The 13,481-nt window shown below is 73.0% G+C and carries 9 protein-coding genes; 6 read left to right on the top strand and 3 right to left on the bottom strand.

Annotated features, from left to right (window positions below; genetic code table 11):
- Positions 1-17: 17 nt before the first annotated feature.
- Both AB0C25_RS12075 and AB0C25_RS12070 read left to right on the top strand, forming a co-directional pair.
- On the top strand, positions 18-2,780 hold the full coding sequence (locus tag AB0C25_RS12075; RefSeq protein WP_357372318.1) for an Hsp70 family protein: 2,763 nt from the start codon (positions 18-20) through the stop codon (positions 2,778-2,780).
- A 37-nt stretch (positions 2,781-2,817) separates the two neighbouring features.
- Positions 2,818-3,390 (top strand): nucleosidase, encoded by a 573-nt coding sequence (locus AB0C25_RS12070; protein ID WP_357372316.1) that lies wholly within the window; start codon positions 2,818-2,820, stop codon positions 3,388-3,390.
- Between the two features lie 10 nt (positions 3,391-3,400).
- Here the strand turns inward: AB0C25_RS12070 and AB0C25_RS12065 are convergent, their stop codons facing one another.
- Positions 3,401-4,579, bottom strand: a complete 1,179-nt coding sequence (locus AB0C25_RS12065) for a low temperature requirement protein A (RefSeq protein ID WP_357372314.1) — start codon at positions 4,577-4,579, stop codon at positions 3,401-3,403.
- A gap of 124 nt (positions 4,580-4,703) precedes the next feature.
- Positions 4,704-5,888, bottom strand: coding sequence for a low temperature requirement protein A (locus AB0C25_RS12060; protein WP_357372312.1), 1,185 nt, complete (start codon positions 5,886-5,888; stop codon positions 4,704-4,706).
- A 169-nt stretch (positions 5,889-6,057) separates the two neighbouring features.
- Here AB0C25_RS12060 and AB0C25_RS12055 point away from each other — a divergent pair, with 169 nt between their 5' ends.
- From AB0C25_RS12055 to AB0C25_RS12045, 3 genes are all read left to right on the top strand, one after another.
- Positions 6,058-6,906 (top strand): S1 family peptidase, encoded by an 849-nt coding sequence (locus tag AB0C25_RS12055; RefSeq protein WP_357372310.1) that lies wholly within the window; start codon positions 6,058-6,060, stop codon positions 6,904-6,906.
- Between the two features lie 95 nt (positions 6,907-7,001).
- Entirely contained in the window at positions 7,002-8,024 is a 1,023-nt protein-coding gene (locus AB0C25_RS12050) for a sugar kinase (RefSeq protein ID WP_357372308.1), read from the top strand.
- A gap of 89 nt (positions 8,025-8,113) precedes the next feature.
- A complete protein-coding gene (locus tag AB0C25_RS12045; RefSeq protein ID WP_357372306.1) occupies positions 8,114-8,722 on the top strand; it encodes a bifunctional 4-hydroxy-2-oxoglutarate aldolase/2-dehydro-3-deoxy-phosphogluconate aldolase in 609 nt (202 codons plus the stop codon).
- 103 nt (positions 8,723-8,825) lie between these two features.
- Here AB0C25_RS12045 and AB0C25_RS12040 read toward each other — a convergent pair whose 3' ends face one another.
- The gene (locus AB0C25_RS12040) at positions 8,826-9,380 is read right to left on the bottom strand and encodes a hypothetical protein (RefSeq protein WP_357372304.1); all 555 of its coding nucleotides are present in this window, start codon (positions 9,378-9,380) and stop codon (positions 8,826-8,828) included.
- A gap of 362 nt (positions 9,381-9,742) precedes the next feature.
- Here AB0C25_RS12040 and AB0C25_RS12035 point away from each other — a divergent pair, with 362 nt between their 5' ends.
- Positions 9,743-13,456 carry a S8 family serine peptidase gene (locus AB0C25_RS12035; protein WP_357372302.1) on the top strand — a complete coding sequence of 1,238 codons (3,714 nt, stop codon included), beginning with the start codon at positions 9,743-9,745 and terminating at the stop codon, positions 13,454-13,456.
- The last annotated feature ends 25 nt before the right edge of the window (positions 13,457-13,481 follow it).

Below are 13,481 nucleotides of genomic sequence, written 5' to 3'. Positions count from 1 at the left end.
GCGGAGGTATCGGGCAGATGGCAGGCCAGCACGAGGGTTTCGCCCTCGGCGTCGACCTCGGTACGTCCAACACGGTCGCGGTGCTGCGCTGGCCGGACGGGCGGACCCGTCCGCTGCTGATGGACGGTCAGCCACTCAGTCCGTCCGCCGTGTACGCCGACCCGGACGGCACCCTGCACACCGGTTGGGACGCCCGCCGGTTGGCACAGACGGATCCGGCCCGGTTCGAGGCGAACCCGAAGCGCCGGGTGGACGAGCCGACGATCGTGCTCGGCGACCGCTCGTACCCGCCGGCCGACCTGCTCGCCGCGGTGCTGGCGGCGGTCGCGCGGGCCGCGGTGGGGGCGGTGGGGTTCCTGCCCCCGGCCGTGCTCACCTGCCCAGCCGCCTGGGACGCGACGCGGCGGCAGGTGCTCGCCGACGCCCTGCTGCTGGCGGGCTGGCCGCAGGTGGCCGAGCACACCCTCGCCGGGCCCACGCCGCCGGGCACCCGGCTGCTGCGGGAACCGGTGGCCGCCGCCCGCTACTACACGCAGGTGCTGCATCGTCCGGTGCCGGTCGGCGACGCGATCGCGGTGTTCGACTTCGGCGGCGGCACGCTCGACGTCGCGGTGCTGCGCAACGAGGGAGCGGACCCCTGGGGTGACTCCGGGTTCAGCGTGGTCGCCGACGGTGGCCTGCCGGACCTGGGCGGTCTGGATCTCGACGCCGCGTTGGTGCGGCGGGTCGGCGAACTGGTCGGGGAACGGCACGCCGCGCAGTGGACCCGGCTGATCCGACCGGAGGACCCGACGCAACGCCGCGACCAGGTGCGGCTCTGGGACGAGGTACGAGGTGCGAAGGAGACGCTGTCCCGCTCGACGGTGGCGCCGGTCGCGGTGCCGGGGGTACCCGAAGCTGTCCAGCTCACCCGGGCCGACGTCGAGCGGGCGGCCACGCCGCTGCTGCGCCGCGCGGTGGACCGGGCCCGGGAGGTGATCGCCGCCGCCGGGCTCAGCCCCGACCAGCTCGCCGGGCTGTTCCTCGTCGGTGGCTCGTCGCGGATCCCCCTCGTGGCCCGCATGTTGCACACCGAACTGGGGGTGGCGCCGACGGTGCTCGACCAGCCCGAGCTGCCGGTGGCCGAGGGTGCGCTGACCGACCTCCCGCTGCGCCGACAGGTGCCCACACCGGCGTACGCCGGACCGCAGCTCGCCCCACCGGCTCCGGTGAGTCCGCCCGCGCCGGCGGGGCCGGCGGGGGCCGTGCCGTCGCAGCCCGCGCCGGGCTCGCCCGCGCCGGGACCGGGTTGGGCGGGTGCCCCACCGGCCGGTCCGCCCGCGCCGCCGGGCTCGCCCGCGCAAGGCTGGGCGGGTGCTCCGCCGGGCTCGCCCGCGCCCGGTTGGGCGGGTGCCGCGCCGCAGGGCCCGGCGGGCGCTCCTGGTTTGCGGCGGGCGCGCTGGGTGGTGCTGGGCGCGGTGCTGGCCCTGCTCGGGGTGGGCGCCGCCGCGACGCTGTACCTGACCCGGGACCGCTACCCGGACCTGGAGTTCGCGTCGTCGCTGCGCGAACTGTCCCGGCCGACGGCCGGCGGCGAGCGACCGCCCGAGATGTGGACGGCGGTCCTCGGCAACCGGGCCTACCTCGGGTTCCCCCTGCCGGACGACCGGCTGGAGGTGGTGGCGGTCGACACCGGCACCGGCGACGAGCTGTGGCGCAGGGCGACCGACGTGCGGGCCGACGACTGGAAGGCGATCATCGCCGCCCCCGGTGCGGTCGCGGTCCTCGCCGACGCGCCGGGCGACAGCACCCCGCGCCCGCTGGCTGTCCTGGACGGTCGTTCGGGCACCCAGCGCTGGCAGCGCACAGTGCGCGGTGACGACGACATCTACGTCGCGGACGACACGGCGGTGCTGGTGGACCGGGGGGCGGCCCGGCTGGTCGGGCTGCGCCTGAGCGACGGCACCGAGAAGTGGAACCAGCCGAATCCCCGCGACCAGTACGACAGCAGTCGCACCGTGGTCCGGCCGGTGGGCAGCGACGAGGCGGCGGGTGGACCCGCCTTCCTCGACGGCACGCCCCGCGACCCGTGGGCGGACAAGGGGCGGCGACTGGTCCAGGTGGGTGCGGACCGGTCGGTGCGACTGCTCGACCTGGCATCCGGCAAGGTGCTCCGCCAGTGGGGCAACGTCGCCGACCTCGACGATCTGGTGGTCGCCCACGAGGACCGCCTGTTCGTGGCCGCCAACGAGGGCGGGTACCAGCTGCTGGCGTACGACCTGGGGTCCACCGCGGAACCGGTGGTGCTCTACCGCTCCGGCAACGACGAGCAGCGCCCGAAGGCACTCGTGGCCTGCGGTGAGCGGCGGGCGTGCCTGTTGCAGGTCCCGAACAGCGACGTCCAGCGCACCGAGGTGGTGGCGGCCACCGAGGGCGAACAGGCGGACCACTGGCCGGCGCCGGGCGTGACCGACCTGGTGCCGGTGGGGGAGCAGTTGCTCGCCCAGCGGGAGTACCCGGAGCCGGCGTTCACCCTCTTCGACGCCTCCGGCCAGCCGGTGTTGCGCGACCGGAGCGGTGTGGGGGTCCGGCTGGACGCGGGCAACCTGCTGGTCTTCGCCAAGGCGCCCAGCGTCGTCGCGGACAACCGGGTGCTGGCCGGCGTGTGGGCCGAATCCGGGGAGGTCGACGAGTTGGGCGAGCTGAAGGACGTCCGTAGCTCGTCCTGCTCGTGGAACACCCACGTGATCGCCTGCGGCGCGGACAAGGACTTCGTCGTGTACCGCTTCACCACGGACTGACGTCGCCGGCCCCGAAGCCGGCTCGTACGATGCTCCGGTGAATCTTCGGGGTACGGTCCGCGCCGATCGTCCGTTGGTGGTGCTCGCCGTCGGGGAGGAGGCCCGCTATCTCCCGCCCGAGCTGCCGGTGCTGCTGACCGGCATGGGCAAGGTGAACGCCGCCAGCGCGGTGGCCGCCGTGCTGGCTGCCGGGCCGCGCCCCAGCCTGCTGCTCAACCTGGGTACGGCGGGCGCGCTGCGCCCCGGGTGGGCCGGCATCCACGAGGTCGCCACCGTGCTCCAGCACGATCTGGACACCGACCTGCTGCGGACGCTCACCGGCGAGACCTACGGTGCGCCGCTGGCCCTGACCGCCGAGGGCGCGGTGCTGGCCACCGGTGACACGTTCGTGGCCGACGACGCGGCGCGGGACCGGTTGGCGCAGCGCGCCGACCTGGTCGACATGGAGGGGTACGCGGTGGCGTGGGCGGCCGCGCAGGCGGGTGTGCCGTGCCGGTTGGTCAAGCAGGTCAGCGACGAGGCGGGGGACGGCGCGGCGCGCACCTGGCGGGAGTCGGTGGACGCGTGCGCCCGGGACCTCGCCGAGTGGGCCGGCCGACACCTCGGCTGACCGGGCCGGGTCAGTCGTCGGGTCGCCGCACCCGCAGGCCCGGCGTGGTCTCCCGGGCCGCCCCCGGTATCAGGATGTGCGCCGCCAGCGCGAGCGCGACGGCCGTGGTGACCAGCAGCGGCGGCCACCGGCCGGCCCAGGGCAGCGTCAGCAGCGGCAGGGGGAGGCAGAGCATGCGCCGCCACGGCACGACCATGGACACCAGCAGGGTGAACAGGACGCGGCCGAGCACGAACAGCGCCGGACCACCCAGGATCAGCAGGAGCCACCCCACCGGTGTCGTGCCGGTCGGCCGGGTGACGACCCGGTCGAACGAGGCCGCCGTGGCGACCACGCCGGCCAGCATCACCAGATGGGTGTACGGCGCCACCCGCGCCGGCCGACCCGCCTTCGCACCGGCCTCCAGCAGCTCGCCGGCCCGGAACACGTAGACCTGCCAGAGCAGCAGCATGATGGCGAACGCGCAGAACAGCGCGGCGACCCGGAGCCCGGCGAACTCGCCCCGGCTGACCTGCAGGGTGGGCACCAGGATGATGTCGCCGAGGGCCAGGATGACGAACTGCTGGTACCGCTCTCCCAGGTGCGCCGTGGTCCGCTCGTACTGGTCGAAGGGCACCCGGCCCAGTCCGGGAGTGGGGTAGCGGGCCGCCGCGGAGACCAGGTCGATCGTGATGGCGATGCTCCACAGGGTCCAGAGGGCCGTCTCGGACAGCGCGCCGCTGATCCAGAAGACGCCGGACACCAGGAACCAGAACAGGAACCGGGTGGCGCGGATCATGGCCGACCGGTGCCGCTGCTGGTGCAACTTCGTGACCAGGATGATGCCGCGGATCACGTGCGTGCCGACGTACGCCATGGCGAAGACCAGCGCGTGCCCACTGGTGACCTTCGGCAGCGACGCGCCCATCCCCACCGACCCGACCATGGCGACCATCAGGATGGCCTGGATGGGGCGCTGCTGCGGGTCGTAGAACTCGGTGGTGGTGGAGGTGACCGACCACGTCCACCAGATCGCCGTCAGCATCAGCAGCACCGTCGCCGCGCCGGCCCAGGTGTGGCGTTCGGCGAGCAGCGTCGAGGTCAGCGCGAGTGAGGCCACGAAGACCACGTCGAAGAGCAGTTCCAGCAGCGTGGCCCGGGTTGACCCGTCCGGCCGGCGTACCAGTGCCGCGGTGCCTCCGGTGGTCATGCCCGGCCTCCCGCCGTGTCTCCCGAGAATTATCGGCGGTGCCGGTGGAGACCGTCCCCGGATCGGCGATTCCCACCGGTCAGGGAGGAGGGCGGCGTCGGGTCGGCCCGCACCTCGCCGGAGGTCAGTCGTCGTCGGTTCGCCGGACGTTCAGCCCCGGCGTGGTCTCCCGGTCTCCGACGGGGACGAGGACGTGACCAGCCAGCGCGAGCGCCACGACGGCGGCGACCAGCAGCGGCGGCCAGCCGCCAGCCCACGGCAGCACCAGCAGGGGCGTGAGCTGCCAGGCCACCCGCGGCCACGGCACCGTCCAGCCCACCAGCAGGGCGAACAGGACGCGACCGAGCACGAACAGCGCCGGGCCGCCGATGATCAACACGAGCCACCGCACCGGTGTCGTGCCGGTCGGATGGCGGACGACCATCTCGAACGAGGCCGCCGTGGCGACCACACCGGCCAGCAGCACCAGATGGGTGTACGGAGCCAGCCGTACCGGCCGGGGCGCCCTGGCCTCGGCCGCCACCAACAACTCGCTGGCGCGGAACACGTAGATCTGCCAGAGCAGCAGCATGGTGGCGAATGCGCAGAGCAGGCCGACGACCCGGAGAAATTCGAGTTCGCCGCGGCTGACCTGCAGGGTCGGCAACAGGATGATGTCGCCGAGGGCCAGGATGACGAACTGCTGGTACCTCTCGCCCAGGTGCCCGGTGATCCGCTTGTACTGGTCGATGGGCACCTTGCCCAGCCGGGGCGTGGGGTAGCGGGCGGCCGAGGCGACCAGGTCGATCGTGATGGCGATGGTCCAGAGTCCCCAGTTGGGACGGGGGGACAGCGCGCCGGTGACCCAGAAGACGCCGGACACCGTGAACCAGAACAGAAAGCGGGTGGCCCGCTCCCTGGCCGTCTGGTGCCCCTGCCGGTGCAGGGCGACGACCAGGATGATGCAGCGGGTCACGTGCGTGCCGACGTACGAGATCACGAAGAGCAGCAGGTGGGCGACGCTGACCATCGGCAGCGCCACCGCCATCCCCACCGAGCCGACCATGGCGATCATCAGGACGGCCTGGATCGGGCGCTGCCGCGGGTTGTAGAACTCGGTGGTGGTCGCGGTGAGCGACCAGGTCCACCAGATGGCGGTCAGCATCAGCAGCACCTTGGCGCTGCCGGCCCAGGTGTGCTCCTCGGTCAACAGTGTCGACAGCAGCGCGAGGGCGGCCACGAAGACGACGTCGAAGAGCAATTCCAGCAGTGTGGCCCGGGTCGACCCCTCCATCCGACGTACCAGCGCCGCGTCTTCTCCGGTGGTCATGCCCGGCCTCCCGCCGTATTCCCGAGGATTATCGGCGGCGTCGGCGGGGTCCGTCTCCGGATCGGCGATTCCCGCCGGTCGGGGAGGGGGCGGCCGGAGGTTGCCATGGCGGCGGACCCGGGGCGATGCTTGAGGGAATCCGTCATGCTCGATCCTCGCGGAGGTTCGGATGCGCCGCTCCCCGCTCGTCGCCCTCGTCCTGACCACCCTCCTGCTCGGCACGCCCAGCACGGTGCGGGCCGCCGTCCCGGACCGGGCCGCCGACGCGGTGGCCACACTGACCGGGGTACGCACCGCCGGCACCGCCTGGGGTCTCGACCCCGCCACCGGCCGGATGACCCTCACCGTCGACGACACCGTGGCCCCGAGCGAGCTGGCCGCACTGCGGGCGGTGACCGACCGGGCCGGCGTGGCGCTGCGCCGCGAACCCGGAACGCTGCGCCCCCTGATCGCCGGCGGGCAGGGCATCTACGGCGGTGGTGCGCGCTGCTCGCTCGGCGCGAACGCGCGCAGCGGCAGCACCTACTACGTGATCACCGCCGGGCACTGCACCACCGCCGCCGCCACCTGGTACACCGACAGCGCGCGGACCACCGTGCTCGGCACCCGCACCGCCACCAGCTATCCGACAAACGACTACGGGTTGATCCGCTACACCGGGCGGATCGCCCACCCGAGCGCGGTCTACACGTACCCGGGTCTGCTGACCATCCACGGACCCGGCACCGCGTACGTCGGTCAGGCGGTCTGTCGCAGCGGCGTCACCACCGGCGTGCGGTGCGGCACCGTCACCGGCCTCAACCAGACCGTCAACTACGCCACCGGCGTGATCTACGGCCTGATCCGCACCAACATCTGCGCCGAGCCGGGCGACAGCGGTGGGCCGCTCTACGTGGCCTCCACCGGCACCATCCTCGGCATCCTCTCCGGCGGCAGTGGCAACTGCACCTCCGGCGGCACCACCTACTACCAGCCGATCGGGGAGGTGCTGGCCGCGTACGCGCTGACGGTGCCGTGAGCGTCGAGGTGTGACGTATGACGGGTTGCCCGTCTCGCGTCCGAACACCTAGGCTCGGCGACGCCCAGCACCCCCGCCGCGAGGACGTGTGCCCGATGCCGACCGACTCCCCACCTGACGACGCGACCGTCCCGGGCTCCGCGCCGATCGAGGTGGCCACGGTCGGGGAGACGATGGTGGTGCTCTGCCCCGCGCCGGGCGAGCCGTTGGAGCACGCCGACCGGGTCGCTGTCTCGGTCGGCGGCGCGGAGTCCAACGTGGCCGGTTACCTGGCGCGGCTGGGGCACCGGGCGGCCTGGGCGAGCAGGGTCGGCGACGACCCCTTCGGCCGGGCCGTCGTCCGGCACGTCGCCGCCACCGGCGTCCGCGTCGACCAGGTCAGCGTGGACTCCGCGGCCCCCACCGGCCTGTACGTCAAGGACCCGAGCCCGGAGGGCACCGCCGTGCACTACTACCGCGCGGGCTCGGCGGCCTCCCGGATGGGTCCCGACACGCTTGCCGCACCAGGTCTGGCCGGTGCCCGGGTATTGCACCTGTCCGGCATCACGCCGGTGCTCTCCGCCTCCTGCCGGGCGCTTGTCGAGCACGCCGTGGCGGACCGGCCGCTGGCGGGGGCGCTTGTCAGCTTCGACGTCAACCACCGGGGCCGGTTGTGGCCCGCCGAGCAGGCCGCGCCGGTGCTGCGCGACCTGGCCGACCGCAGCGACCTGGTCTTCGTCGGGCAGGACGAGGCGGAGACGCTGTGGGGCACCGCCGATCCGATGGCCGTACGCCGGCTCTTGCCCGGGCCGGAGACGGTGGTGGTCAAGGATGGCGCGGTGGGTGCCACCGCACTGTGCCGGGACGCCGAGCCGGTCTTCGTATCCGCGCCTCTGGTGGCGGTGGTGGAGCCGGTCGGCGCCGGAGACGCGTTCGCGGCCGGCTACCTGGCCGGGCTGCTGCGCGGCCTCGATCCCGTGCGACGCCTGCGCCTCGGGCATCTCGTCGCGGCACAGGCGTTGACCAGCAGCGGCGACAACGCCCCGGTCCCGGCATGGGCCTGGTTCGAGAGGCTGATCGACGCCCCCGTCGAGGCCTGGTCGCCGCTCGACCTGACCGGCGCCCGGGCGACGACCTGAGTCATGCCGTCGCCGTCCGACCCGGCCAGGTCGGCGTTCGACCGGGCCAGCAGGCAACAGATTCACCGCGATCTCGGATGGAGTGCACCATGACCACAGCGGACTTCGAGCACATCTTCGGCAGCGCCCGGGTGATGGCGATCCTGCGCGGCCTGCCGGTCGCCGAGACCGTTCGGCTCGCCGAGCGCGCCTGGGACCTCGGCATCGACGTGGTGGAGGTGCCGGTGGCCACCCCGGACGCCGTGGCGTCGCTGCGCGCCGCCGTCGAGGCGGGCACCGCGCGCGGCCGGATCGTGGGCGCGGGCACCGTGCTCGATGTCGAGCAGGTCACGGCTGCCGCCGACGCGGGCGCCCAGTTCACCGTGGCGCCCGGCCTGGACCTCGCGATCGCCGACGCGGCCGCCGCCCGTGGTCTGCCGCACCTGCCCGGTGTGGCCACTCCCACCGAGGCCCAGCAGGCGCTGCGGCACGGGCTCACCTGGCTCAAGGCGTTCCCCGCGATCTCGCTCGGGCCGGCCTGGTTCAAGGCCATGGCCGGCCCGCTGCCGCAGTTGCGCTTCGTCGCGACCGGTGGCCTGGACGCGGGCAACGCCGAGGCGTTCCTCCAGGCCGGCGTACGGGTGGTGGCGGTCGGCTCGGCCCTGTCCGACCCGACCCAGCTCGACGCCCTAGCCGAGCTGACCCGCCCCTCCCGCTGACTCCTCCTCCCGCCGTAACGTCCGCGAGTTCGCGAATTCCGAAGTGTCGTTGCGCCGGAACTGACGGGAGGTACGCAGCTATGCGGCTATCCGAGTCCGTGGTTCACGAACTGACGGCAGGATGATCGCCGTCCGTCGATTGAGGGCGGCGGGTGCCGGACGGCCTCAGTCGGTGGTAGACGACGCCTTCAAGGTCGTCGCGGTTGAAGGCGGCTGCGTTGGTGAGGTGGCCGTCGTATGGGCCGACCTTGGTCACTGCTCGGCCGTCTCGCAGAACGATCTGGAGTCCGTGTTCGGGCTCCCAGTCGCAGTTGCACTCGACCGTGACGTAGACGTGCTGGTCGCGGAAGCTGTCTCGCTCGACGGCAACCTCGACAGGGTGGATGTGCGCCCAGACCTGGTCAGAGCTGGAGATCGTTATGGGCATGGAGCCGTCGGCGAACTCGGATTCGACGTCCTGGTAGTAGTCGAAGATTGCTGGTGCGGCGGCCTCCAGGACGGAGCCGTCGATGCTGAGGAACGCGGCGATGGCCGCGTGGAAGTCTTCTTTGGCCGGGTCGTCGTCGTAGCCGTTGACCATCACGTAGAGGATGCGATCGCCCAGGGCTCGCACGGTGATGGGTTCGCTGCGGTACCACCCGTCGAGGTCCTCGGTCACCGTTCCAAGGCCGGGGATTTCCATGCGGGCACCCTACGGCAGCGGCGTTCTGGTATGTGGTTCGGCGGGTTCGATGCCGGTGAAGGCGTACCACTCGGCGGGGAACGGACACGCCGAACATGTCGGTCTGGCGGCGCACGTCTCCGGCGGTGGTGATGGCTTCGTGCAGGATGCGGTCCATCCGCAGCGCTTGGGCGGAGACGCCGATGGTCTTGGTGATCCAGTTGGTGCTGGCCGGTGCGGGGGAGTGGGGGTGGCGGGTTTGTGCCATGGCGTAAGTGCGTCGGGGGTTGGTGGGCATCGAGGGTGGGTGTTGCGTCGATGCTGTGCGGCGTACCACTTCTCGACGCAAAGAGGTCATCTTGGCTCTGTCTCGCCGGCGTCGCCGATCCGGGCTGATCGCCCTCGGCACCGCCCTCACCCTGGCGGCCGGGTTCACCCCACCCGCCGCGGGGGCGTCCGCCGCCCCGCCGACCATCCCCGACCGTCCGGTCGGCCTTCCCCCGGCCGCCGCCGGACGTGCGTCCACCGTCACGCTGATCACCGGTGACACGGTCACGGTGACCACCGCGGCGGACGGCAGCACCGTGTCGACCGTGCGCCGCCCGGACGGCAGCACGCCGACCTTCCACCGCACCGTGCTCAACGGCGACACGTACGTCTACCCGGACAGCGCGCTGCCGTACGTCACCAGCGGCGTGCTGGACCGGCAACTGTTCAACGTCACCGAGCTGATCGCCGACGGCTACGACGACACCCACACGGACAAGCTGCCGCTGATCGTCACGATGACCGACGCGGCGGTCCGCGCCCGTACCCGCCCCACAGTGGACGGCGCCGAGCTGGTCCGCCCGCTCGACAGTGTGCGGGGTGCCGCGTTGACGCGACAGCGCGCCACCGCCGACCGGTTCTGGACCGCCCTCACCGCCGGCACCGCCCGGCGTACGGGTGCCGCCCCGACCCTCGCCAACGGCATCGCCAAGGTCTGGCTGGACGGACGGGTCCACGCCGATCTGGCCGACTCCACCGCGCAGATCGGCGCCCCGACCGTCTGGGCCGAGGGCAACACCGCCACCGGTGTCGACGTCGCGGTCCTCGACTCCGGTGCCGACGCCGAGCACCCGGACCTCGCCGGGCAGATCGCCGAGTCCAGCAGCTTCGTGCCCGAGGAGCCGGACATCCTCGACTACAAGGGCCACGGGACACACGTCGCCTCGACGATCGCCGGCACCGGCGCCGCGTCCGGCGGGGTCGAGCGGGGCGTCGCCCCCGGTGCCCGCTTGCACATCGGCAAGGTGCTCAACAGCGAGGGCAGCGGGCAGAACTCGTGGATCATCGCCGGCATGGAGTGGGCGGCCCGCGAGCAGAAGGCCCGGGTCGTCAGCATGAGCCTGGGCGGTGAGGCAACTGACGGCAGTGACCCGATGAGCCAGGCCGTCGAACGGCTCAGCGCCGAGACCGGCGCGCTGTTCGTGATCGCCGCCGGCAACAGTGGCCCGGCCACCATCGGCAGCCCGGGAGCCGCGGACTCCGCGCTCACCGTGGGGGCCGTGGACGCCACCGACCACCTCGCCGACTTCTCCAGCCAGGGGCCACGCGCCGGCGACGGCGGGCTCAAGCCCGAGATCACCGCGCCCGGCGTGGACATCCTGGCGGCCCGCTCCCACTACGTACGCGGTGGGTCGGGGGACTACACGCTGATGAGCGGCACGTCGATGGCCACCCCACACGTGGCCGGCACGGCGGCGCTGGTTGCCGCGGCGCACCCGGACTGGACCGGTCAGCGCATCAAGGAGGCGCTGGTCAGCACGGTCAAGGCCACCCCGCAGTACACCCCGTACCAGGCGGGTGCCGGTCGGGTCGACGCGGTCGCCGCCACCCGGGCCACCGTCTTCGCCACCCCGAGCGCGTACTCCGGCTTCCAGGCCTGGCCGCAGCAGCCGGGGAGGACCGTCGACCGGACGGTCACCTACACCAACCTCGGCGCCACGCCGGTCACGCTGAAGCTGGCCCTCGACGCGACCACCGCGCCGGCCGGCCTCTTCGCCCTCTCCGCCGACCGGGTCACCGTGCCCGCCGGCGGCACCGCCACGGTGACGCTGACCGCGGCGTACGACAAGCTGCCGGTGGAGAAGCAGGTCAGCGGCATGATCGTCGCCACCGACGACGCCGGCGTGGTCCGCGGTCGCACCCTGATCGGTGCCGGTAAGGAGGGCCAGCGGCAGAACCTGACGCTCGTCGCCAAGGACCGGGACGGCAAACCGCTCGTCGGCAAGGTCATCCTCACCACCGACGGGCTGTTCACCGCCGTTGACCTGCCCGAGAGCGGCACCGCCACGCTGCGGCTGCCGGTGGCGAGTTGGACCGGCTGGATCACCGCGGACGTGCGCGGCGTGAACGGGCCGCGTTCCAAGGGCATGGCGATGCTCAGCTTCACCGACGTCGACCTGGACCGCGACCGCACCGTCACCCTGGACGCGCGGGCCGCCCGGCAGGTACGGGCCACGGTGCCGCAGCAGGTCACGGCCACCTCGCTGCGGATGGACATCCACCGGTCCACCGCGAACGGCCTCACCGAGAGTCAGGTGCTGCCCAACGACTCGTACGACAGCATGTGGGCGTTGCCGACGAGCCGCACGGTCACCGACGGCGAGTTCGAGTTCGGTGCCCGGTGGCGGCTCGAACAGCCGGCGTTGACGATCTCCGCGGCCGGCCGCGCGTACGACGATCTGCTGGTGAAGCGGGCGACCCCCGCGCTGCCGGCCGGTCGTCGCCAGCTGGACGCGGTCTACGTCGCCGACACCTCGGCGGCCGGGCTGGCCAAGCGTCCGGTCCGGGACCGGGCGGTGGTGGTCCGGCGCAGCGACACCGTGGACATCGCCGCCCAGGCGCGGGCCGTCGCGGCGGCCGGGGCGAAGCTGCTGCTGGTGGTCAACGACGGCGTCGGTCGGCTCGACCCCTGGGACGAGACGCCGTGGAGCCCGCAGAGCCCGGCCCCGGTGACCGTGGCGACGCTGACCGCCGACGAGGGCGACCAGCTCATCGCGGCGCTGGGCCACGGCCCGGTGCGGCTGACCGCCGAGTCGCACCCGGAGACCACCTACCTGTACGACGTGGCGCACCACTGGACGGGCACCGTGCCGGCCGACCCCACCTACCGGCCCGCCAAGCGGGACCTGGCCCGGGTCGACGTGGAGTTCCGCAACTACCGGCCGGGTAAGGCGTTGGAGTTCCGCACCGACGTCTGGAAGGGCATGGCCTCGGGCAACCAGGAGACCGTCCCGGCCCAGGGTCGGCGTACCGACTGGGTGACCGCCGGCGAGCGGTGGATCGACGACGCGTTCATCGTCGGCGAGACGGGCCAGCACCTGATGGAGGTGGCCACCTATCCGGCCGGCCGGCCGAGCGCCGTCGAGTGGTTCGGGCCGATCCAGCGACCCCGGATGGGCGGGGGTTACGTGCCGGTGCGCTACCTGGACACCCTCTATCTGCCGGCGCCCGGCTGGGGCGACGGGGGTGGTCACATCGGTGAGGCGCGTGCCAACTACGACATGGTCAACCGGACCACCCTCTACCAGGGTGACCGGGAGCTGAACTGGGGCAACGCCGAGTATCTCCAGGTCTCCGGCCTGGCGGCGCAGCGTCTGCCGTACCGGCTGGTGGTGGAGAACGACCGGGCCGCCTGGACCAACCCGTACTCCCGGCAGACCCGCACCGAGTGGGGCTTCACCTCGGCCGCCACCGGCGAGGAGTCGTCGGCGGTGCTGCCGATGATCCAGTTGGACTACCGGGTGGCCCTCGACTCCGCCGGCAGGGCGTCGCGGCGGGCACCGTTGACGGTGGTCGCCGCCCACCTGCCCGGTGTCTCGGGCACGGTCGGCGTGGTCACCGTCGAGGTGTCCTACGACGACGGGGCGACCTGGCAGAAGCAGCGCCTGAGCCGGCACGGGGACGGCTGGCGTACCTCGCTCGCCGCACCGGCGAAGGCCGGCTTCGTGAGCCTGCGCACCACCGCGCGGGACGCCGCCGGCAACACCGTGAGTCAGCACATCACCCGGGCGTTCGGCCTGCGCTGACGCCCGTGTGACCGGCCGCCGGTCG

The sequence above is a fragment of the Micromonospora sp. NPDC048839 genome (assembly GCF_040649915.1).
Lineage (GTDB): Bacteria > Actinomycetota > Actinomycetes > Mycobacteriales > Micromonosporaceae > Micromonospora.
Note: the sequence above shows the minus strand (reverse complement) of the source record. Positions and strands in the feature narration are given on the sequence as shown.

Excerpts from the sequence above, each read along its gene's own strand:
- AB0C25_RS12065 (WP_357372314.1), bottom strand. The coding sequence starts at position 4,579 with ATGACCACCGGAGGCACCGCGGCACTGGTACGCCGGCCGGACGGGTCA.
- AB0C25_RS12050 (WP_357372308.1), top strand. The coding sequence starts at position 7,002 with ATGCCGACCGACTCCCCACCTGACGACGCGACCGTCCCGGGCTCCGCG.
- AB0C25_RS12045 (WP_357372306.1), top strand. The coding sequence starts at position 8,114 with ATGACCACAGCGGACTTCGAGCACATCTTCGGCAGCGCCCGGGTGATG.
- AB0C25_RS12075 (WP_357372318.1), top strand. The coding sequence starts at position 18 with ATGGCAGGCCAGCACGAGGGTTTCGCCCTCGGCGTCGACCTCGGTACG.
- AB0C25_RS12060 (WP_357372312.1), bottom strand. The coding sequence starts at position 5,888 with ATGACCACCGGAGAAGACGCGGCGCTGGTACGTCGGATGGAGGGGTCG.
- AB0C25_RS12055 (WP_357372310.1), top strand. The coding sequence starts at position 6,058 with ATGCGCCGCTCCCCGCTCGTCGCCCTCGTCCTGACCACCCTCCTGCTC.